Source organism: Sandaracinus amylolyticus (assembly GCF_000737325.1).
In the GTDB taxonomy this organism is placed as follows: Bacteria; Myxococcota_A; Polyangia; order Polyangiales; family Sandaracinaceae; genus Sandaracinus; species Sandaracinus amylolyticus.
The window spans coordinates 7,744,057-7,766,386 of the sequence record NZ_CP011125.1 but is presented as its reverse complement, the minus strand read 5'-3'; the positions used below and the strand labels follow the sequence as shown (position 1 = coordinate 7,766,386).

General features: G+C 71.0%; 18 protein-coding genes. 12 read left to right on the top strand and 6 right to left on the bottom strand.

Features of this window, described 5'->3' with window-relative positions; all coding sequences use genetic code 11:
* Positions 1-43: 43 nt before the first annotated feature.
* The 4 genes from DB32_RS32775 (at position 44) to DB32_RS32760 (ending at position 4,314) form a co-directional block, all read left to right on the top strand.
* Positions 44-1,678, top strand: coding sequence for an NAD(P)/FAD-dependent oxidoreductase (locus tag DB32_RS32775; protein ID WP_053236593.1), 1,635 nt, complete (start codon positions 44-46; stop codon positions 1,676-1,678).
* The gene (locus tag DB32_RS32770) at positions 1,678-2,514 is read left to right on the top strand and encodes a lysophospholipid acyltransferase family protein (RefSeq protein ID WP_053236592.1); all 837 of its coding nucleotides are present in this window, start codon (positions 1,678-1,680) and stop codon (positions 2,512-2,514) included. The genes DB32_RS32775 and DB32_RS32770 overlap by 1 nt, the downstream gene beginning before the upstream one ends.
* Positions 2,515-2,788: 274 nt before the next feature.
* Positions 2,789-3,994, top strand: a complete 1,206-nt coding sequence (locus tag DB32_RS32765; protein ID WP_053236591.1) for a hydroxymethylglutaryl-CoA synthase family protein — start codon at positions 2,789-2,791, stop codon at positions 3,992-3,994.
* Positions 3,995-4,053: 59 nt separating this feature from the next.
* Positions 4,054-4,314 carry a hypothetical protein gene (locus tag DB32_RS32760; protein ID WP_053236590.1) on the top strand — a complete coding sequence of 87 codons (261 nt, stop codon included), beginning with the start codon at positions 4,054-4,056 and terminating at the stop codon, positions 4,312-4,314.
* Between the two features lie 18 nt (positions 4,315-4,332).
* On the opposite strand, the gene DB32_RS32755 is transcribed toward DB32_RS32760, so the two are convergent.
* Entirely contained in the window at positions 4,333-5,385 is a 1,053-nt protein-coding gene (locus tag DB32_RS32755) for a DUF3616 domain-containing protein (protein ID WP_053236589.1), read from the bottom strand.
* Between the two features lie 66 nt (positions 5,386-5,451).
* Here DB32_RS32755 and DB32_RS32750 point away from each other — a divergent pair, with 66 nt between their 5' ends.
* Positions 5,452-5,970, top strand: coding sequence for a hypothetical protein (locus DB32_RS32750; RefSeq protein WP_157069659.1), 519 nt, complete (start codon positions 5,452-5,454; stop codon positions 5,968-5,970).
* Positions 5,971-6,100: 130 nt separating this feature from the next.
* Here the strand turns inward: DB32_RS32750 and DB32_RS32745 are convergent, their stop codons facing one another.
* Positions 6,101-9,031, bottom strand: coding sequence for a sulfatase-like hydrolase/transferase (locus tag DB32_RS32745; protein ID WP_169791632.1), 2,931 nt, complete (start codon positions 9,029-9,031; stop codon positions 6,101-6,103).
* A 224-nt stretch (positions 9,032-9,255) separates the two neighbouring features.
* Here DB32_RS32745 and DB32_RS32740 point away from each other — a divergent pair, with 224 nt between their 5' ends.
* From DB32_RS32740 to DB32_RS32715, 6 genes are all read left to right on the top strand, one after another.
* A complete protein-coding gene (locus DB32_RS32740; RefSeq protein ID WP_053236586.1) occupies positions 9,256-10,971 on the top strand; it encodes a hypothetical protein in 1,716 nt (571 codons plus the stop codon).
* Between the two features lie 189 nt (positions 10,972-11,160).
* Entirely contained in the window at positions 11,161-12,222 is a 1,062-nt protein-coding gene (locus DB32_RS32735; RefSeq protein WP_053236585.1) for a glycosyltransferase family 2 protein, read from the top strand.
* Positions 12,223-12,254: 32 nt separating this feature from the next.
* Complete coding sequence (locus DB32_RS32730; protein WP_053236584.1) at positions 12,255-13,244, top strand: lysylphosphatidylglycerol synthase domain-containing protein; 990 nt, start codon at positions 12,255-12,257, stop codon at positions 13,242-13,244.
* Entirely contained in the window at positions 13,241-15,697 is a 2,457-nt protein-coding gene (locus DB32_RS32725; RefSeq protein ID WP_157069657.1) for an efflux RND transporter permease subunit, read from the top strand. Before DB32_RS32730 ends, DB32_RS32725 begins: the two co-directional genes overlap by 4 nt.
* A gap of 37 nt (positions 15,698-15,734) precedes the next feature.
* Positions 15,735-17,252: a trypsin-like peptidase domain-containing protein gene (locus DB32_RS32720; RefSeq protein WP_053236582.1), complete on the top strand. Its 1,518-nt coding sequence runs from the start codon at positions 15,735-15,737 to the stop codon at positions 17,250-17,252.
* A 140-nt stretch (positions 17,253-17,392) separates the two neighbouring features.
* A complete protein-coding gene (locus DB32_RS32715; RefSeq protein ID WP_169791630.1) occupies positions 17,393-18,106 on the top strand; it encodes a DUF998 domain-containing protein in 714 nt (237 codons plus the stop codon).
* Here the strand turns inward: DB32_RS32715 and DB32_RS32710 are convergent, their stop codons facing one another.
* The 4 genes from DB32_RS32710 to tdh form a co-directional block, all read right to left on the bottom strand.
* Positions 18,107-19,045 (bottom strand): hypothetical protein, encoded by a 939-nt coding sequence (locus tag DB32_RS32710; protein WP_053236580.1) that lies wholly within the window; start codon positions 19,043-19,045, stop codon positions 18,107-18,109. It abuts the gene before it with no gap.
* A 60-nt stretch (positions 19,046-19,105) separates the two neighbouring features.
* A complete protein-coding gene (locus DB32_RS32705) occupies positions 19,106-19,771 on the bottom strand; it encodes a hypothetical protein (RefSeq protein ID WP_157069656.1) in 666 nt (221 codons plus the stop codon).
* On the bottom strand, positions 19,747-19,941 hold the full coding sequence (locus DB32_RS32700; RefSeq protein ID WP_157069655.1) for a hypothetical protein: 195 nt from the start codon (positions 19,939-19,941) through the stop codon (positions 19,747-19,749). Before DB32_RS32700 ends, DB32_RS32705 begins: the two co-directional genes overlap by 25 nt.
* A gap of 150 nt (positions 19,942-20,091) precedes the next feature.
* Positions 20,092-21,138, bottom strand: a complete 1,047-nt coding sequence (gene tdh / locus DB32_RS32695; protein ID WP_205627171.1) for an L-threonine 3-dehydrogenase — start codon at positions 21,136-21,138, stop codon at positions 20,092-20,094.
* A 78-nt stretch (positions 21,139-21,216) separates the two neighbouring features.
* Between tdh and DB32_RS32690 the strand changes: the two genes are divergently transcribed.
* Positions 21,217-22,329 (top strand): hypothetical protein, encoded by a 1,113-nt coding sequence (locus tag DB32_RS32690; RefSeq protein WP_157069654.1) that lies wholly within the window; start codon positions 21,217-21,219, stop codon positions 22,327-22,329.
* Position 22,330: the final 1 nt, after the last annotated feature.

The following is a 22,330-nucleotide window of genomic DNA, read 5'->3' as shown; positions in this document are numbered from 1 at the left end:
CGCGTTTGCGTGCGTACCTCGGCCCGACAGGAGAATCGAGACGGTGAAGGAGAGAAAGCTCGACGTGGTGATCCTCGGGGGCGGCCTCGCGGGCACGCTCCTCGGCCGCCAGCTGCGCATGGCGAAGCCCGAGCTCGCGATGGAGATCTTCGAGCGCGACGTCGAGCGCGGCTTCAAGGTCGGCGAGAGCACCGTCGAGATCGCGGCGAACTACCTGATCCGCCGCCAGAAGCTCAATCGCTATCTCTTCATGAACCAGCTGCCGAAGAACAGCCTCCGCTTCTTCTTCGACAACCAGGACAAGAACGCCCCGCTCGATCGCATGAGCGAGATCGGCGTCTATCACCTGCCGCCGCTGCCCTCGTTCCAGCTCGATCGCGCGCGCCTCGAGCAGGACCTGATCGACATGAACATCGCCGAGGGCACGCCCGTGCACCTCGGCGCGACGGTGCGCGAGGTCCACCTCGACCGAGAGCGCGAGCATCGCGTCGTCGTCGAGCACCGCGGCGGCGAGAAGGAGACGATCCGCGCGCGCTGGGTGCTCGACTGCACCGGACGTGCGTCGCCGATCGCGCGCCAGCGCGGCTATCGCATGCGCACGCCGGAGCACCACATCGCGGCGGTCTGGGCGCGCGGCGCGAACGTGACCGACATGGATCAGTGGCCGGTCGAGGAGTGGCGCGCGAAGGCGCGCTACACGCCGCGCACGCTCTCGACGAACCACTTCTGTTACGACGGCTACTGGATCTGGTTCATCCCGCTCTCGTGCGATCTGATCTCGCTCGGGATCGTCATCGACGCGGAGAAGTTCGATCCGCGCTGGCGCACGAAGGAGGGCTTCCTCTCGTGTCTGCGCGCGCATGGAGCGCCGGCCTCGATGCTCGAGAAGGCGGAGCTCGTCGATGTCGGCAGCTACGCGCAGCTCAGCTATCGCAGCAAGAAGGTCTTCGCGGGCGAGGAGCGCTGGGGCTTCAGCGGCGAGAGCGCGGCGTTCACCGATCCGTTCTACTCGCCGGGCTCGGACTTCATCGCGATCGAGAACGACATGCTCAGCGACCTCGTGGTCCGCGAGCTGAACGGCGAGGACATCCGTGAGCGCAGCGCGCTCTACGACGAGATGGTCCAGTTCCGGTTCGAGAACACGCTGCTGCTCTACTCGGGTCTCTACAAGACCTTCGGCAGCTACGAGCTCTTCAAGGAGAAGTGCTACTTCGACTGCGCGTCGTACTACAACCTCTGGGTCGACGCGTACATGCAGGACCACCACCTGGACCTGCGCTGGGTGCGCACGCAGCTGCGCCGCAAGGACTACGTCCTGTCGGCGATGCGCAACTTCAATCGCTTCTTCCAGAGCGCGGCCGACGACTTCAAGAAGGACGGCCGCTACTGGCGCAAGAACCTCGGCCACGACGTGCTCAACGGCGTCGAGGCGTTCGGCGTGTTCGACGGGCTCGGCAAGGGCCGCACGCGCCGCGAGATCAACGACCGCACCGAGATGATCTTCAACAAGACGCGCGAGGCGATGTTGAAGATCCTCGCCGACGAGCGCGTCGAGGTCCCGATGCCCGAGGCGATGCCCTACGTACAGCCGGAGCTCCCGAGGGGCCCGGTGCCGCTCGAGGACTTCATGGGTGACACCGACCTCCGCACGATGAAGCCCGTCGCGACGACGACCTGATGCCTCGCTGGCTGCGCATCATCCTGACGGCCTGGGCCTTCTTCCTCTTCTTCGTGGGGAGCCCGCTGATCGGCATCGTCGTGCTCCCGCTGCTTCGCCTCGTCGCGAAGGATCGCGAGGATCACCGGCGTCGCTGCACGCGCGTGATCGGCAGGCTGCACCGCGTGTTCACGTGGTGGATGCGGGTCTCGGGGCTCGTCGCGCCGCCCGCGATGCCCGAGCTGCCCGGCGTCGCGCCGGGCGCGCCCTACGTGATGATCACGAACCACCCGTCGCTGATCGACGTGATCCTGCTGCTCGGATCGTTCGAGGGCCTCACCTGCGTGGTGAAGGGCAGCTGGTATCGCTCGCTCGTGCTCGGCCCGCTGCTCAAGCAGACCGCGTATCTTCCGGGCCCCGGCAGCGGCGAGGAAGAGAGCGAGGACATGCTCGGCACGATGGTCGAGCACCTCTCGACGGGTCATCCGCTGCTCGTGTTCCCCGAGGGCACGCGCTCGCTCAAGAACCGCATGCATCGCTTCCGTCGCGGCGCCGTCGAGGCGGCGGTGCGCGCGAAGGTGCCGATCGTCGCGATGTTCGTCGCGATCGATCGTCCTTTCCTCATGAAGGGCGTCCCGTTCTGGCACGTGCCGAAGGACACCGCGACGTACTCGATCGAGCCGCTCGAGGTGATCGACACGCGCGACGTGCCGGTCGAGCACGCGAAGGCGCTCAACGCGGAGCTGCAGTCGAAGTTCCAGGCGCGCTTCCAGCGCATGCTCGCGGAGCGCGTCGAGCACGCGGTGCGACCCTCGGCGCCACCGCCCCAGCCGCGCGCCGACCGCGCCGCGGCGTGAGGCCCACCAGAGTGCTCGTTCCGCCGATCCCGGACGGGAGCGCGCGGTAGGGGCCGGCGGGCGAGCCGATGTTTCGACAGCCACGGAGTGTGACCAAAACGTCCGCTTTTCCTTGCGAAATGCGGTCGTGATTGGTCTCACGCGCATCGACTTGCAGCTCGCCGCGAGCTCTTCGACGGCTCACCCGCGCCCTGACACCGTTCACCGGAATCGTCGGACCGTTCACCGATCGCACCTCTAGAGTCCCCGGCCGAAGCGGACGGAGGGACGACTGATGCAATCGATCGGAATCGACGCGATGGCGATCGCGGTGCCCGAGGGCTACCTCGAGCTGCGGGATCTCGCCGAGGCGCGCGGCGTGCCGCCCGCGAAGTACGTCGACGGCCTCGGCGTGGTGCGCATGGCCGTCGCCGCGCCGCACGAAGATCCGGTCGCGCTCGCCGCCGATGCGGTGCGTCGTGTGCTCGATCTCGGCGAGATCGATCCGAGCACGATCGGTCTCTGCATCGTCGGCACCGAGACCGCGGTCGATCACAGCAAGCCGATCGCGGCGTACCTCCATCGCCTCGCGGGGCTGCCCGATCGCTGCCGCGTGTACGAGGCGAAGCACGCGTGCTTCGGCGGCACCGCGGGCCTGATGACCGCCGTCGACTGGATCGCATCGGGCAGCGCGCGCGGTCGCAAGGCGCTCGTCGTGTGCAGCGACATCGCGCGCTACGGCGTGAAGAGCGCGGGCGAGCCCACGCAGGGCGCGGGCGCGGTCGCGATGATCATCTCGACGAATCCGAGGCTCGTCGCGCTCGAGCCCGGCGTCACCGGCTCGTTCGCGCGCGACGTGGACGACTTCTGGCGCCCGCTCTACTCGAAGGACGCGGTCGTCGACGGGAAGCACTCGGTGCAGTGCTACCTCGACGCGCTGATCGGCGCGTACGAGGCGTACGTCGAGGCGGCGCGCGAGGCGGGCATCGATCCCGACGCGGTGGTGCGCCGCTGCTATCACGTGCCCTACGGCAAGATGGCGAGGAAGGCGCACCGCGCGCTGCTCGCGCACCGCGGCCACACCGAGGACGAAGCCGACGCGCGCTTCGCGGACGACGTCGGGAGCTCGCTGCACTTCTCGGCGGAGATCGGCAACGTCTACACCGGCTCGCTGTACCTCGCGCTCGCGTCGATGCTCGAGGCCGAGGCGCGCGTGCTCGAGGGAGAGCGCATCGGGCTGTTCAGCTACGGCTCGGGGTGCTGCGCGGAGATGTTCGCGGGGCGCGTGCAGCAGGGCGCGGCAGCGATCGTCGAGAAGCTCGCGCTCGGTGCGCCGCTCGCGTCGCGACGCGCGCTGACGATCCCCGAGTACGAGGCGATTCGCGCGGCCGACGCGGAGATCGATCGCCGCCCGCCGTCCGAGCCGCCGGTCGCGAGCGTGGCGGCGCGCCGCGTGGCGTTCACGGGCGTGGAGGCGGAGCGACGCCTCTATCACGGCTGAGCGCCGACTCCTCGGCACCGCGCGTGCAGTCCACGGTCGGCACACGGAGGACCGAACCGATGGACAAGAAGCACAGCATTCTCGCCACGATCGTCGCGCTCGCGCTCGCCGCGGGAGTGAGCGCGTGCGACCCCGGCAGTGACACGCCCGAGACGACGACGACGAGCGGCGACGAGAAGCCCGATGTCCGCACGGACGACGACGAGGGCCTGGTCGACGATCAGACCTTCGACGACGAAGAGGGCCTGATCGACGACGAAGAGGGCGTCGTGCCGGACGACACGTTCGGCGACGAGGGCATCATCGACGACAATCCGTGATGTGAGCGGAGCGCTCGATCACAGCGCGAACACGTCGGCGAGGACGCTGTCCTCGCCGACGCGGCGCATCTCGCTCGGCGCGTCGTAGACGACGAGCATCGAGTCGCCCTCGTCGAACCAATCGAACGTGCACGCGCCTTCGGCGCGATCACGCCCGACCTGCATCGGGAGGTCGAAGAGCGGCTCGAGCGCGTCGCCTTGCTGCACCAGCGTGTCGTCCCTGCCCGTGTCGCGGCGCCATCGGAACACGCGATGCGCGCCGTCGAGCGTCATCGTGGGCCCCGCGACGACGAGCACGTCGTCGCCGTGGATCATCAGCTCGCGCACGCCGAGCCCGTCGAGGTCGAGCGCGTGCTTGCGATACACGCGCTTGCGCCGGCGCCGAGGCGAGAGCGCGCCGCCTTCTTGCGGCTCGACCGCGAGCTCGACCACGAACGCCCAGCCGCGCAGCACGGGACCGCGCAGACCGATCAGCACGCAGTCGTCGTGCACCGCGAGCCCTTCGACGTCGAAGCCGTTGTCCTTGCCGGGGATCGGCACGCGCCCTTCGCGCGGCAGGAACGGGTCGAGGTGCTCGTCGCCTTCGAGCAGATCGATCAGCGACGCGGCGCCCTCGTCGTGCGCGGACAGATGCGCGCGTCGATCGAGCTGGAGCGATCCGTTCTCGAGCGGGATGCGCGTGAGCACGAAGCGCGAGAGGTCGGTCTCGATCTCCGCGAGCCGCGCGAGGTCCTGCTTGCCCTTCCGCTTCGGCTTCTTGCGCTTCGCGCTGTGCGAGCCGACGACCCAGAGCGCGCCGCCCTCGAGGTCGAGGCCCTCGATGTCGATCTCGCAGTCCTCCTCGAGCCCGAGCGCGCTCGCGATCGGGATGCGGCGATGACCGTGATAGGCGTGCGCGCGCGGGCCCTCGGGCCGGAGCACGTCGAGCGCGGCGAGCTCGTCGGCCGCGAGCCAGAGCGTTCCGTCGCCCTGCCGCGTGACGGCCGAGAGGTTCTCGGGGACGGCGATGCCCGCATCACCGCCGAAACCGAGCCGGATCCGACCGAGGAGACATCCCGTCCGTGCGCCCATCGTGGACGGCACATAGGCGCGCGGTTCGCGAGGGGCTTGCTCCTTCTGCTACCGTTCCCGATCGCGATGCGACGCGCGACGAGAGCCCTGCTGCCAGCCGCGCTGTGGCTCGGCGCGTGTGCGCCGCACGACGGCATCGACAGCGACCTCGATCCATCGCGCACGCTCGCGTCGCTCTCGCGCGAGGAGTCGGTCGCGCTGTGCGAGGCGCACGACGCGTACCTCGAGATGATGTGGAACGACCCGACGTGGCATCGTCAGCGCTGCGTCGCGATCGCGATCGGGCTCGGCGATCCCCACACGATCGAGGAGTGCGAGGCAGTGGTGCGCGCGTGCCTCGCCGATCCGGATCTCTACGAGCACCTCGACTGCGACGGCGGCGGCGCGGCAGCGCCCGACGGGTGTCCGATCACGGTAGGCGACGTCGAGACGTGCCGCGTCGACACCGCCGAAGGTCAGCGCGCGGGCGGGCTCGAGTGCGCGCAGCTCGGCGATCCCGAGCTGCCGTCGCGCTTCGCCGATCTCTGGGTGTTCGCGCCGCCGAGCTGCGAGCCGCTCGCCGCGCCCGAGTGCAGCCCGCTCTGATCGTGGTCGGAAAGACCGTCCACGCTTCACGTCCACGAACACGCCGGCCCGCGGTCTCGGCGATCGCGGACGTCGACGTGGTCGTGAGCGTGGTCGTGGTCGTGATCGTCGATCCGACGTGCCCGCGCGCTCACTGCTCGCAGGCTTCGCCGGTCAGATACCCGAGCTCGCACAGCTGACGGCGCGAGTCAGGATCGAGCTCGACCTCTTCGCCCTGCACCGCGCCCTGTGCGGCCTGCACGCGCGCGGCCTGGAGCGCGCGCTCGGTGTGCTCGAGGCCGCTCGCGTCGTCCGGGCTCACGTCGCGCGTCTCGCGCGGGTCGAGGTCCGTGCGGAAGAGCTCGCGCACCGGTAGGCCGCGCGGATTGCCCGCGTTCGCCGTGATCAGCTTGAGCTCGTCGGTCCCGCGCAGCTCGCGCACCGACTCGAGCACGTTGCCCTCGTGGCTCTCCTCCGCGTACACGCGCGACGTGCCCTCGAAGAGGCTGCCGCCCTGCACGCCGTCGGGGCGCTCGATGCCCGCCTCGGCGAGGAGCGTCGGCATGATGTCGACGCTCTGCACCCAGTGGCGCACCACCGTGCCCGCACGACGGCCGCGCGGGAGCTTCACGAAGAGCGGCACCCGGATCTGCTCGTCGTAGAGCGTCGTGCCGTGCCAGAAGCCGCCGTGATCGCCGAACTCCTCGCCGTGATCCGCGGTGATGACGATCGTCATGTCGTCGTAGAGACCGCGACGGCGCAGGTCCTCGACCAGCCGACCGAAGTGCTCGTCCCAGTACGTGATCTCTCCGTCGTAGAGACGGCGCAGATGATCCGCCTCCTCGAGCGACGGAGCCTGGTGCGCGGCGCGCCCGTAGCCCGAGCCCGTGTAGGGGTGCTCGAAGTACGGATCGTGCGGATCCATGTACCCGACGAACATCATCCACGGCTCGCGCGGCGCGCGATCGAGCCAGTGGAAGAGGTGCGAGTTCACCGTCTCCGCGTCGCGGTACGCAGTGCCCGGCTGCACGCCGAAGAACGCGTCGCGCACGCCCTCGATGCGCTGCCGCAGGAACTGCACGAGCAGCAGCTTCGCCGCCGAGTCGTCGGCCCAGAGCACGAACTCGGGCTCGAGGTAGTGGTACTCGTCGAAGCCCTGATCGAAGTGGAAGTAGGGCCCGACGTTGTAGTTCGTGACGAAGCCCGTGGTGTGCCAGCCGCTCGACGCGTAGGCCTCGGCCATCGTCACGAGGTCCTCGGGGAGCGCGTCGCTCTTCGCCATCACGCCGTGCGACGACGGATACCGACCGGTCATGATCGAAGCGAAGCTCGGGCGCGTCCAGCTCGCGTTCGCGAACGCCTGATCGAAGCGGATCGCGTCCTGCGCGAACGCATCGAGGTTCGGCGTGCGCCCCGACTCGTAGCCGTAGCTCGGCAGGTGATCGGCGCGCAGCGTGTCGACGACGACGACGAGCACGTTGCCCGCGCCCTGGTGCTCGGGGGGGAGGTGCGCCGGCGGACGCGTGCGACCATTCGCGGCCTCGGCGGGCTGTCCGCCCGCGAGCACCGTCGTGATGCCCAGCACGATCACGAGCGCGCTCACCACGGCGGGCGAGCCCCACGCGCGGAGCATCACCGCGCCCGGCTTGCGCGCGACCACGAAGCGGATCGTCGCCGCGAGCGCGAGATAGAGCACCACCGCCGCGAGCACGCACCCGAGCAGCACCGCGAGCCCCTGCGCGCTCACCCAGCGCAGCTGCTCCTCGAACACGTCGCGACGGATGCGGAACGCGCCGAGCCCGAGCGCGATCACCGCGACCATCATCGCCGCCGAGCGCGCGTATGCCGCGGGCTCCGCGACCGCCTCACGCTTGAGGAGGCGTCCCGTCCACGCGAGGAAGGCGCCCATCATCGCGCCACCGAGCGCGCAGAACATCGAGTACGCGATCGCGCCGTACGCGATCACCCACCACCCCGTGCGGCCCGACGCGACGACCACGAGCCCCTCGCCGATGCCGACGATCGAGCCCGCGAGCAGCCCCGCGCCCAGCCCGATCGTCACGCCGCGACCGATCTGCGGCCACGCGTGCTCCGGCACCTCGGGGATCGCCGCCGCCGCGACCTTCTCGCGATCGGGATCGTCGACCTCGATCGTCGGCGCGTAGCCACTGCGGCGCGCGAGGAAGAAGAACGCGCCGGTCATGCTCACGCTCATCTCGACCGCGAAGCCGAGCACCGGGATGAGCACCGCGACCGCGGTCGACACGCCGACCGACTCGTAGAGCGCGAGCGCCGTGAGCTCGCGGACGCCGATCCCGTTCGGCGTGATCGGCACCATCGTCGCGAGGATCTGCAGCGCCGAGCCGAAGAAGACCTCGCCGACGCCGACCTGCGTCGCGCCCACCGCCTGCGCGGTGCACACGTAGATGAGGAAGTGCGTCGTGTGCGTCACGATCGCGCAGAGCACGGCGGTCACGAGGATCGAGCTCTTGCCGCGATAGGCCTGCAGCGAGTCGATCAGCGTCTGGACGCGCACGCGGATCTTCGCGGGGAGCAGGCTCGCGAGCGTCGCGAAGAGGAACGGGCGCGCGAGGAAGAGCACGCCGAGCGCGATGATCGAGCCGAACGCGGCGTTGACGAGCAGCACGCCGCTCGAGCCGAGGAAGCGCGCGCCGAACGCCGAGCCGAGCATCACGACGCTGCCGAAGGCGAGCATGCCGACCAGCGTCTCGACCGCGATCGTCGCGACCGCGCGCGCGACCTTCCCGGTGTGCTTCGCGACGTCGTAGATGCGCCAGCCACCGAAGCCGGTGAACCCGCCGGGCGCGACCGCGCCGAAGAAGCGTGCGATCAGCAGCGAGCCGATCAGGAACGACAGGTTCGGACGGATCCCCTGGCCCTTCAGCAGCGCACGCCAGCGCACCACGTTGGCGGAGGTGCCGACGACGTGCACCCCGAGCGCGACCGCGATCCACTCCCAGCGCAGGCGCGCCATCACCTCGCCGATGCCCTCGGCACCGCGCTGCCCGCCGACGGTGCGCACGATGTACGCGAGCATCGCGATCGCCAGGACGACCTTCACGCCCATCACGATCCACCTGCTTGCGCCAGGCTTCCGAGGCGTGGGAGACGTGGTCGTGGCGGCAGTCGTCGGCTCGGTCATGCGTGCACCCACCGCGCCCGAGGTGATGCGGCTGAACAAGCGTTCATCGAGGAACGCGCGAGCCGCTGAACGGGAATGCGGTAGCCGGGTGCGTTACCTGGACTCGCTCCAGAGCGCAAGGAAACTGCTATACGCCGCCGCGCGTGACGGCCGTCGACTCCAAGCGCGCGATCATCGTCCCGCTCGCGCTCGTCTGGCTCGCCTTCACGTTCGTCAACCTCGGCAAGGCCGCGCACGTCGACGACGCGGCGCACCTCGAGATCGCGCGATGGATCGCGGCGCATCCGCTCCATCCGATGAGCGGTCTGGTCGACTGGAGCGACGGCCCCGCGCCGATCCACCAGCTGAACCAGCCGCACCTCTTCTTCTATCTGCTCGCGCTCGTCGGCCCTTCGCTGATCGGCGCGCAGCTCGTCGTCGCGGCGTTCGGCGCGCTCGGCCTCGCGAGCTTCCACGCGTGGTGGAGGCGCTACGTCGGTCCGCAGGGCGAAGTGCTGGGCCCGGCGCTGCTCTTCCTCGGGCCCGCGTACGTACCGGGGCAGAACGTCATGACCGACGCGCCGCTGCTCGCGCTCTGGTGCGCGTTCGGCGCGGGGCTCGTCGCGCGCAGCACGCGCGGCCTCGTGCTCGCCGCCGTCGCGTGCGCGGCCGCGTGCCTCGTGAAGTACACGAGCCTCGTGCTCCTGCCGATCCTCGCGCTCGACGTGGTGCTGCGCGGGCGCGACGCGCGGCGGCTGCTGCTCGTGCTGCTGATCCCGATCGGCACGCTCGCGGCGTGGTCGCTCTTCAATCTCTACGACTACGGCGGCGTGCACCTCGTGGGGCGCCCGATCGAGAGCGCGCGCTTCAGCGCGCTCGAGGCCGCCGGGATCACCTTCGGGCGCGGCGCGCTGTGGATCCTGACGCTCGGCGCGGTCTCGCCCTTCGTGATCGCGATGATCCCCGCGCTCCGCGACGAGCCGCGCTGGCGACGCGCGGCGCTGATCTCCGCGATCGCGATCGTCGTGCTGACGGTCGCGACCCAGCTGATCGCCGCCCACGTGCCGCCCATGCGCGGCGAGACCATCGCGCACTCGGCCGCACGCGCCGTCTTCTTCGTCGCGGGCATCGCCGTGATCGCGCTCGTCGTGCGCTCGGCGCGCATCGTCGAGGACGAGACGCGCGTCACGACCGTGCTCGTCGTGTGGCTCGCGCTCACGGCGCTCTTCGTGATCGTGCTCTCGCCCTTCGTCGCGGTGCGGCACCTGCTGCTCGTGCTGCCGATCGCGATGACCGTGATCGCGCGCGCGCACCTGACCGCGCTCACGTCGATCGCGGCGCGCCCCTTCCTGAACGCGGCCGTCGGCCTCACGGTCGCGCTCGGCATGCTCCTCGGGATCTCCGACCGACGTTGGGCCGAGCGCTACCGCGAGGTGGCGGCGCGCGAAGGCGACGCGTCGGTGGCGAGCGGCTTACGCACCTTCTTCGTCGGGCACTGGGGATGGCAGTGGCACGCCGCGCGCGCCGGGCTCGAGCCTTACGTCCCGGGTCGCACCGAGCTCCGCAGCGGCGACCGGATCATCCGGCCCTGGCTCGTCGACCAGCCGGCGTGGGACGAGCGCGACGCACCTCGGCTCCACCTCGCGCACGTCGAGGAGATCGCCCCGGCGCCGCTCGACTGGCTCCGCACGACCACCGATCGGCTCGGCTACTACTCGGTCTGGCACGGATTGCCCTTCACGATCAGCAACGCGCCCGTGGAGCGCTTCGAGACCTGGATCGTGGACCGCGCGACTTCTCTACAACGTGAGCCACTCGAGGCCTCACAGGCGTCGGACAGCAGGACGCGGTCATCTGAGCAACGCGCACCACGCCTGTGAATCCCCGGACACTGTACGCCCGTACCGTCTCCACTCGAAACAAGGACTTCTCGACTGGCACGCGGCGTGATTCCACGACGCGGCCGGCCGCCCGGCAAGAAATGGCGGCGCAGGACTTCCACCGTGCTAACCCTCGGCCCAACCGAGTCGCTTAACGCAACTCTCCGAGCGACGGAGCGCTCCCACCGTATGAGCGAGATGCGGCACCTGAGCATCGTCATTCCTTCGTACAACGCGCGGGCGCTTCTTCGACGCACCCTCCGCACGTTGCAGGTGGCGGCTCCAGAGGCGGAGGTCATCGTCGTCGACGGTCGGTCGCGCGACGGATCTCCAGAGATGGTCCGGGACGAGTTCCCCGACGTCTCGCTCCACCGCTACGAGAACCACGGCTTCGCGCACGCGGTGAACCGCGGGCTCGAGCAGGCGAGCGGCGAGTACATCCTGCTGCTCAACTCCGATCTCTTCGTGAGCAAGGCCGCGCTCGACGCGATGATCGGCCGCCTCGCGGCGGATCGCTCGGTCGCCGCGGTCGCGCCGATCCTGCACAACGAGGACGGCACGCGTCAGCACCTCTTCGGCTGGCCCTTCGGCGCGTTCTACTGGCCGAACTGGCTCCGCGTCCGCAACGTCTCGCGCGTCCCGCTGCTCAACGGCGCGTGCTTCATGACGAGGCGCGACGTGCTGCGCGAGATCGGCGCGTTCGACGAGAACTTCTTCCTCTACAACGAGGAGTACGACTGGTGCGTCCGCGCGCAGCGCGCGGGCTATCACCTCGAGCTCGTGCCTGAGCCGGTCGTGCACGTGGGCGGCGGCAGCACCGCGCCCTCGCCCGATCTCTGGCTCGAGGCGCAGCGCGGCTTCCTCTACTTCACGAGCAAGCACGGCTCGCCGCTCGCCACCGAGATGCTGCGTCGCGCGATGCAGTTCCAGGGCTTCTGCTACAAGCGCACCGACCCGCGCGCGCGTCACCGCGCGATGTGGGAGAAGCTCGAGTCGCTCACCTCGCGCGAGGCGTACCTCGAGAGCCCGTTCGAGCTCTCGGGCCGTGGTGATCGCCCGGCGCAGCCGATGTGGCAGGGCCTGATGCGCGAGCGTCCCGCCGCGGTCGTGCCGGAGACGACGACGCACGCGATGCCCGAGGCCGCGAGCGAAGCGCCCGTCGAGAACGGCGCGAGCGTCGTCCGCCTCGCGGCGGAGCGTCTCCGCATCGCGTCGCGTCGCCTGCCGAAGGTCGCGGGCGCCGCGGGCTGATCGGATCGTCGGTGCCTTCGGAGGCAGCAGCAGTGGCTCCGGAGGCGCCGGCTCGTTCCGAGACGTGGAAGCGCGCGCTGCGCGCGCTCTTCTTGATCGCGGGCATCGCGATGCTCGTGGTCCTGATCCGCGGCGCGGGCCCCGAGCGCGTGCTCGAGACCGTGATCGGCGCGGCGGCGTGGATGCCGCTCGTGATCGCGTTCGATCTCGGGTTCTTCGCGTGCGAGGCGATGGCGCACCGCGCGGTGCTCGGCCCGCGACGCACCGAGATCCCGTGGTCGCGCTTCGTGCGCAGCTCGTTCCTCTACTACTGCGTGCTCGCGATCGCGCCGCTCGGTCGTGCGGGCGCGGAGGTCGCGCGCGCCGCGTCGTTCGCGCCGTGGGTCGGTGGAGGTCGCGCCGCGGCCGCCGCGGCGAACGTGCAGGGTGGGGTGCTGATCGCGAACCTCGTGATCTCGGTGCCGTGCTGGATCGCGGTCTCGAGCACGGTCGGCGTCGATCATCCGCTCGCGTGGCTCCTCGCGCTGAACGGGATCGGCACCGGGATCGCGGGCGCGTTCACGCTCTTGATCGTGCGGCGTTCGCGCGTCGGGACGTGGCTCGGCACGCGCTTCCCGCGCCTCGCGAAGATGGGCGCGGAGCTCGACGACGCGGTGGTCGCGCCGCGCCGTGATCTGATCGTCGCGACCGCGTGGTGCTGCGCCGCGCGCATCGTGCAGATCGGGATGTACGCGTCGTTGCTCGCCGCGATCGGCGCGAGCGTGACGCTCGGTGGGACGCTCGTCGCGCTCGGCGTGCACCTCGTCGGCGCGGGCTTCGGAGACTTCGTGCCCAACCAGATCGGCATCCTCGAGGGCGCGTATCGCATCTTCGCGGACGCGGTCGGGCTCGCGCACGATCCCGCGCGCGCGATCTCGATCGCGCTGCTCGCGCGTGTCGCGCAGTTCGTGATCGCCGGCTCGGGCATGCTCGCGCTCGCGATGTGGCGTCGCGACGCCGCGGTGGTGAGCGCTCCCTCGTGAGCGAGCAGAAGGAGCCGCGGCTCGAGCGCGCGCTGGGTGCGCTCGGTCGGTTCGTGAGCCGGCACGCGGGCGCGGTGGTGATCGCGCTGCTGCTCTCGCTGATCCCGGCGGGGTGGCTCTCGATGCGCCTCGACGTGAGCGCGTCGTTCCTCGATCTGCTGCCCGACGACGAGCTGCCGGTGCGACAGCTCGATCAAGTGCTGCGTCACGCGCGCGGCGCGAGCGACGTGGTGATCGCGATCTCGACCGAGGATCGCGAGCTCGCCGAGCGCTTCGGCCGCGCGATGATCGAGGAGCTCGAGCGCGACGAGGGCATCCAGGGCATCGGCGGGCACGTCGACACCGAGTGGTTCCGCCAGCGTCAGCTGCTCTTCGTGCCCGAGCGCGAGCTCGAGGATCTGATCGCGCGCGCCGAGGAGGCGATCGATCGCGAGACGATGCGCCGCTCGGGGTTCGACCTCGGGCTCGACGACGAGGACGCGGACGAGGAGGACACGAGCGAGCTGCTCGCGGAGGTCGATCGCGGCGAGGAGCGCCTCGGTCGTCGCGAGTGGGTCGAGACGCGCGACGGCCGTTATCTCGCGGTGTGGGCCTTCTTCTCGGGCAACACCGGCGATCTCGAGTTCGGGCGCCAGGCGTGGGCGCGCGTGCGCGCGGTCGCGGATCGACTGCGCGACGGCGAGCGCTTTCCGCGCGACCTCGAGGTGCGCTACGCGGGCGGCATCCCGAGCCGCGTCGAGGACGAGCGCGCGCTCGTGTCCGATCTGCAGATCGCCGGCGCGGTCGGGTTCCTCGGGGTGATCCTCTTGATCGTCGCGGCGCTGCGCGCGCCGCGCGCGATCGTGCTGCTCGCGGTGCCGCTCTTCACCGGGCTCTTGTGGACGTTCGCGTTCGCGCGCCTCGCGGTCGGGCACCTCAACATCATCAGCGGGTTCCTCTTCTCGATCCTCTCGGGCCTCGGCATCGAGTACGGGATCCACCTGCTGCACCGCTATCGCGAGCTGCGCGAAGAAGGGCTCCCGCTCGATCGCGCGATCGAGAAGCTCGTGTCGACGACCGGACGCGCGCTGCTCTCGGGCTCGATGACGAACGCGGGCGTGTTCGCGGTGATCGCGGCCGCCCAGTTCCGCGGGTTCAGCGAGTTCGGGCTCATCGCGTCGATCGGGCTCCTGCTCACGCTCGTCGCGACGCTGCTCGGCATGCCCGCGCTGCTCGTGCTCTTCGAGCGCATCGCGCCGATGAAGATGCGCGCGGCCCCGGACGACACGAAACCGCCGCTGCGTGTGCCCGCCGCGCTGCGGTGGATCGTGGTGATCGCGGTCCCGATCGCGGCGATCGTGGGCGCGACGCTGATCGCGCGCGGCGACGTGCGCTTCGACGGCAACTGGCGCTTGCTGGCGGGCGACAGCGACGCGACGCGCTTCGGCGAGTACCTGCGGCACCAGCTCTCCGGGCGCTTCAACGCGGCCGTGCTGTGGGTGCCCGACGACGCCGATCTTCCGCGCGTCGAAGAGGTGATCGACTCGGTGCGCGCGGCGCGCACCGCGCGCGGAGAGCCGTTCGACGTGGTCGACGTCGCGACGCTCGCCGACGTGTTCCCGTCGCCCGAGGCGCAGGCGCGGCGCGCGGCGCTCGCGCAGGATCTCGGCGCGCAGCTGCGCCGCATCCGCCCCGCGATGCTCGACGACGCGGGCCGCGCGCGGCTCGAAGAAGGGCTCGCGCTGGTCGAGCGCGCGCGCCCGTTCTCGCTCGACGAGATGCCGTACTCGGTGGTCGGTCACCTGCTCACGTCGGACGATCACGGATCGATCGTGCACGTGCGCGCCGCGGAGACCGACGACGCCGACACCGGCGTGCTCGTCGCGTGGGCCGCGCAGGCGCGCGAGATCGCGGCGGCGTTCGTGCGTGCGGGCGTCGACGCGCCGATGCTCAGCGAGAACTGGATCGCCGGCGAGATCTTCGAGCGCATCGCGCACGACGGACGCTTCCTCGTGATCGGCACCGTGCTCGCGGTGTTCGTCGTGCTGCTGCTCGACTTCCGCCGGCCCTTCGCCGCGGCCGCGGTGCTGAGCTCGGTGCTGCTCGGCGTCGTCGCGATGGCGGTCGGGCTCTGGCTCGCGGGCGTGCAGCTCAACTTCATGAACGCCGCGATCCTCCCGGTGTGCGTGAGCATCTCGCTCGACAACGCGATCCACGTCTATCACCGGTGGCGCGAAGGTGGGCCCGGCTCGATCCCGATCGTGCTGCGCCACACCACGATGGCGAACCTGCTCGCGTCCGCGACGAACCTGCTCGGCTTCGCGGCGCTCGTGCTCACGCACCACGCCGGGCTGCGCTCGGTCGCGTACCTCGCGATCATCGGCGTGACCTCGACCTACTTGTCGACGACGGTGTGGTTCCCGATGGTGCTCGCGACGATCGACGCGTGGTCCGCGAAGACGCCGCGCGGTTGAATCGATCTCGGGGGCGAGCCAGTCTAGTCCCCACGGCATGCGCAGCGCTTCGATCGCCGCTCTCGCGCTCCTCGCCCTCCAGCTCGTCTCGACGAGCCCAGCGCGCGCTCAGGACCTCTCGGACGAAGTGACCGAGCGCGCGGTGCGCGCAGCCGTGCGCATCCAGGTCGACCTGCCCGGCGGGTCGTCGACCGGCTCGGGCACGCTCATCGATCCGCGCGGCTACGTGCTCACGAACTTCCACGTCGTGGGGTTCGTGCGCCACGGCAGCGGCGGCGCGCCGGGGCAGCTCCTCGGCGACGGGCAGCACGTGCAGATCGCGACGGTCAATTCCGATCGCGACACCGCGCGCACGCGATGGATCGGGCGCGTGGTGCGCGCCGACGTGCGGCTCGACCTCGCGCTCGTTCGCATCGTCGCGCAGGCGGACGGCTCGCCGGTGCCCGAGGGCACCACGTTCCCTTCGATGGAGATGGCGCCCACGACGGGTCTGCGTCCGGGCGCGAGCCTGTGGTGCTTCGGCTTCCCGCTCGGCGTCCGCACCATCAACGTCACGGGCGGGCACATCACCGGGTTCCAGATGAACACGCGCGGCGAGGTCGCGTGGATCCGCAGCGACGCGGAGTTCAACCCGGGCAACTCGGGCGGGATGCTCGTCGACCGCGCGGGGCGCATCGTCGCGGTGCCCACCGCCGTCGTGAGCGGCAGCGACACGCTCGAGCCGATCGAGGTCGCGCGGCCGGTCGAGCGTGTGCCGAGCGAGTGGCGCGAGGCGCTCGCGCGCGGACCGATCGAAGACGTGCGCATCGGCGGCCTGCTCGCGCTGACCGCGGGCCTCGAGCACACCGACGAGAGCGTGGGCGACGGCGCCGCGCTCGACGCGCCCGAGGTCCACTACTACACGCTGCCGCCCGATCGCCCGCTCCAGATCACCGTCGCGCCGCGCTTCCCGATCGGGCTGATCGCGCCGAACGGTCGACCGCTGCGCGAGGCCGAGGGCGCGCTCGCGGTGCTCCCGACCGATCCGCCGGGGTCGCTCCTCGCGGTGCTCGTGCCGCGCGCCGACGACGGCTCGACGGTGCAGCTCCGCGTGCGCCTCGAGCGGCCGGTCGCGCAGCCGTACGCGGGCGCGCAGCCGTACGGCGCGCAGCCGTACTCGGGCGTGCTGCAGCCGCGCGTCGGTGCGCAGCCGTACGGCGCGCCGCAGCCGCAGGTGATGCCGCCGGGCTCGGTGATGGTGCGTGGGCGGATGGTCGACGCGCGCAGCGGCATGCCGGTGCAGGGCATGGTGCTGATCGGGCAGCCCGGCGTGGACCTGCAGCAGCACGTCGCGCTCTTCCTCGCGGGGCGCCTCACCGACGCGCAGTTCCAGTCGCGCCTCGTCGCGAGCGCGCGCACCGACGCGAACGGGTTCTACGAGCTGCGTGGCGTGCCGCGTGGGTCGTACCCGGGCGCCGGCATGAGCACCGGATATCGCCCCGCGACGCTCACGCTGACGATCCGTCCGAGCGACGCGCTCGTGATCGACGTGAACCCGATCCAGATGTCGCGCTGAGCCCTCGCCGGAGCGCGCGTCGAGTACACGGGATGTACGTCGACGTACATCCGATGTACTCGGCCGACGCGTCGCGAACGTCGGAGCCGCCGCGAATCCAGCGCTTCGCGCGAGGCACGAGCGCTGCTGAGCCGCGCGGCATGAGCACACTCTCGACCTCGACGCTCGCGCGCACGAGCCAGGCGCTGATCGTCGCTTCGTTCGTCACCGTCGTCGCGCTGCACCTCGCGGACGCGACGCTGATCGCCTCGACCGGCGCGACGCTCGCGTACGACGGTCGGCTCAACTTCCTCAGCGAGCTCGCGCGCACCGACTTCGGCCCGGCGATGACGAGCGTGTTCCTGATGCTCGGTCTCGCCTGCGCGCTCAGCGCGCGCGCCATGCATCGCACCGAGCGCGCGCGAGCGGCGCGTGCCGTCGCGGGCATCGCGATCCTGTTCGTGCTGCTCGCGCTGCTGCCGACCGACCTCCGGGACTTCCGTGGCGCGATCAACGCGAGCACGTGCAGAGATCCTTCGCGCATCGAGCCGTGCACCTGGGTCGGTCGCGCGCACGACGTCCTGCCGAACGTGCTCTTCGCGCTGATCGGGCTGACGTGGTGGGAGCTCCGTCGCTCGCGCGCGCCCGAGTGGGCGCCCGCGGTGCAGGCCGGGCGCGTCTGCGGCGCGATCGCGCTCGTGCTGCTGATCGCCGCCGAGGTGTACCTGCGCGTGGCGCTTCCCGAGGCGCCGCTCTGGGTCGGGCTCACGCAGAAGGCCGTCGTCGCGCCGGCGCTCGTGTGGTTCGCGCTCGTGAACGAGACGCTCGCGCGCGCGTCGATGCCGTCGATCGCAGCGCGCGCGCTCGCGGTGTGATCACTCGGGCAGACACCGGCCGATCACGGTCGAGCCGAAGCGGACGATGCGCTCGGGATCGCTGCGGCACTCCGTCCCGCTCGGGCACGGAGGCCCGCTGCCGTCGAGCGCGCAGAGCTGGATGCACGTCCACGTGGCTCCGTCGCTCGATGCCGTGCAGCTCGTGCCCGCCGCGCACACGAGCGGCTCGGGGCCTGCGCACGACTCGCCGTGCGCGCGGGCCCCCGCGAGCGGCCGGCACTCGAGCGCGACGATCGGCACGCTGAACGAGTCGGGCACGCTCACGAGATCGCACGCGTCGCCCGGCAGACAGCCCTCGTTCGTGCGCGGGTCGCACGCGATGGTGCAGCCATAGCCGTCCATCACGTCGGGGTGGCGCACGCGCACGCACGACGACGGCGTGGTGCCCGAGGGCGCGCAGGTGCCGCCGGACTCGGCGCAGGGCATGCGGCACGCGTTCGCGCTCGCGCCGATCCGAGAGCAGAGCTCGCCCTCGTCGCAGTCGTCGCGCGACGTGCACGCGCGACGCGTGACCCATGCGGGCGTGCTCGCGTCGAGCTCGGACGTCGCGTCGGTGCCCGCGTCGCGCGACATGACGGCGTCGGGTCGCGCGCACACGCCCTCGTCGCACACGCCGCCCGCGGGGCAGCTCCCGTCACGACACGGATCGACGCACGCGCCGCCCGCGCACACGAGATCGTCCTCGCACGACGTCGCGCTGCACTCGTCGTCGGGCAGCGTGCACGCGCCGAGGCCGTCGTTGCCTCTCACGCACCGCGCCATGAGCGGACAGTCGCGATGATCCGCGCACTCCTCGCGGCAGCGCGACTCCGCGCACACGAGCGGCGCCGGGCACTCGCTGCTGCGCGTGCACACGACACCCAGCGTGACGCCGGGATCGCATGCACCGAGCGCGATCACGAGCGAGAACGGACCCACGAACCGAGCGAGCGCAGCCCCCATGACTCCCCCGCCGCCATCATGCGCCGATCACGATCCTCAGCGATACGCGGGCGGCACTGGAGGCAGCGCGCCGCCGGCGCCCGCGACCGTCGTCTCGGCGGGCGGCTCGCCCGCGCCGCACGGCACGAAGCGGAAGCTGCCGTCGCCCGCGCCGAGCTGACGAAGGCACTGCACCGTGCAGCGATCGCTCCCGAAGTAGTCGTACTGGACGACGTACATCGCGCCCGCGATCGGCTGGTGCGCGACGCCGGCGCGGCATGCGCCGTCGACGATGCGGTCGGTGACCTGCACCCAGCGCTGCTCGGGCACTTGCCGCGTGCAGTAGCGCGTGCGCGTCGACGAAGTCGCGCCGAAGCCCGTGGTCTCGGTGCCGCACGCGTACTGCTCGGTGCGGTACTCGATGCGCATCTCCATGCGCGTGACCGTGTGGAAGTACGTCGTCGCGAACGCCCAGTGCGCGAGCTCGGGGCGCACGCGGACCGCGCGCAGCGACTCGCGCGGCTGTCCGCTCATCGGCTCGGGGACGGCCACCGCGTACTCGTTCCAGCGCACGTCTTCCGAGAGCTGCGGGCCCGGGCTGTCGTGGTGGACGACGCGCACCTTCACGATCGCGTGGGGCTCGTCGAGGCGCGGCTCCTCGAACCGACGCACGCACGCGGAGAGGGCGAGCAACGCGATCAACGCGGACAGGACTGGACGCACCACGAGGCCTCCTGACTGCACTGCCCGAGCGCCGCCGACGTCGTCGCGTCGATCACGCACGCCTGGTTCACGCGCTCGCAATGAGCGAGGCACTGGTTGCGCGCGTGGTTGTGCGCGCACGCGGTCGTGAGCGCGACGAGCGAGAGGAACGCGAGGAGGGCAGGGCGCACGGCGCGCGGATGGTACTCGCGCGCCGTGCGTGCGCTACTCGCCGCGCCGCCTGGACTGCGCATCGCGCGCGCGTCCGTGCGAGAGCGACGGAACGAACGAGGGCGGCACCCGTGCAGGCGCCGCCCTCGATGCTCGCGCGCTGGGATCGATCAGGCGACCCAGTCGAGCACGATCTTGCCCGACCGACCGGAGCGCATGATCTCGAACGCCTCCTGGTACTCGTCGACGCGATAGCGATGCGTGAGCACCGGCGTGACGTCGAGCCCGCTCTGGAGCATCGCGATCATCTTGTACCAGGTCTCGAACATCTCGCGGCCGTAGATGCCCTTCATCACCAGGCCCTTGAAGATCACCTGGTTCCAGTCGATCGAGGTGTCGCCCGGCGGGATGCCGAGGATCGCCACGCGACCGCCGTGGTTCATCACGGTGAGCATGTCGCGGAACGCCTGCCCGTTGCCGCTCATCTCGAGGCCGACGTCGAAGCCCTCGGTCATGCGCAGGTCGCGCATCACGTCGACGAGCTTCTCCTTGCGCACGTCGACCGCGCGCGTCGCGCCCATCTTGCGCGCGAGGTCGAGGCGGTACTCGTTGACGTCGCTGATCACGACGTGGCGCGCGCCGACGTGCTTCGCGATCGCGACTGCCATGCACCCGATCGGGCCCGCGCCGGTGATCAGCACGTCCTCGCCGACGAGGTCGAACGAGAGCGCGGTGTGCGCCGCGTTGCCGAGCGGATCGAGGAACGCGGCGACGTCGTCACCGATGCCGCCCCCGGAAGACTCGGCATCGGGGAGCTTGAACGCGTTGACCGCGGGGATGACGAGGTACTCGGCGAACGCGCCCGCGCGGTTCACGCCGACGCCGACGGTGTTGCGGCAGAGGTGACGCTTGCCCGCGCGGCAGTTGCGGCAGTAGCCGCACGTGATGTGGCCCTCGCCGCTGACGCGATCACCGACCTCGAAGCCGCGCACGTGCGAGCCGATCTCGACGACCTTGCCGACGTACTCGTGGCCCACGTGCATCGGGACCGGGATCGTCTTCTGGGCCCACTCGTCCCAGTTGTAGATGTGGATGTCGGTCCCGCAGATCGCGGTCTTCGTGATCTGGATCTTCACGTCGTTCGGGCCGACCTCGGGGATCTCGGCCTCGCCCATCCAGATGCCGGGCTCGCGACGGGCCTTGATCAACGCTTTCATCTTCATAGGGGTCGCGCAGTCTATGAGGTGCCTCCGAAGAGTGGCAACGCGCGAGAGCGCACGAGTACGGTGCTGCGCGTGAGAGCGATCACCTTCGTGCTCGTCGGATGCGCTGCGTCGATCGTGTGTGCGGGTTGCTACTTGTCGCACGACGTCGTGAGCGCGCGTGACGGAAGCGTCACCGACGCGCCAATCACGCGTGACGCGTCACGCGATGCATCACGCGTCGTGGGATGCGACGCGCCGGTGCGCGAGTGGCCGGAGACGTTCGCGGTCTATCCGGGCGAGTACGCGCGCGCGGCGACGCGCATTCGATTCGGCGAGACGACGTGGGTCGCTGCGCACGCGCCGAGCCACGGGACCGAGGTGCTGCAGCTCGTCGACGGCGAGCGCGGCGCGCCGGTGCTCGAGCGCGTCATCGCGGTCGACGGTGAGCTGCTGCGGCCGATCGCGGGCGCGCGCGACGACGCGCGGATCGCGCTCGCGCTCGCGGGGCGAAGCGACTTGCAGATCCACGTGCTCGACGCCGACGGTGAGCCGCTCGCGCGCGGGCTGCACGAGCCGCTCGGAACGCGCGTCACGATGGCGCTGCGCGAGCGGCGCATCGGCGTGGTGCTCGAGCGCGGGCCCGACACGAGCGCGACCGCGTGGGTGCTCGACGCGAGCAGCGCGCTCGACCTCGTGCGCGTGGAGCTCGACGGATCCGAGCACGCGGGCGTCGGCCTGGGTCGATCGTCGTTCGCGATCGTCGCGACGCCGCGCGTCGGGGAGAGCCGCTTGTGGGGCCTCGACGACGCGGGCGTCATCGACGCCGGCGCGATCGGCGCGCGCATGATCGACGTGACGTGGGACGAGTCGACGGCGTTCGCGCTCGACGAGCGGGCGCTCCTCGTGCGGCGTCCCGGCCGCGCCGTCGAGCGCATCGAGCGCGGGCTCTCGGGCGGGCCCGAGGTCTCGATCGATCCGTCGGGCGCCGTGCACGGCGCCGCGATCTGGCACGCGACCGGGACGCAGATGGGAACGGTCGAGTTCCTCGACGACGAGGGCCCGCTCGCGTCCCGCTCGATCGAGGGGCTCGAGATTCGCGCGGTGATGGCGCACGCGTCGCGTCGCCACCGCGGTGCGTTCGTGCTCGTCGAGTCGCTGCGCGCGCTGGTGTGGGTCGGGTGGTCGTGCGATCCCGACGCGTGAT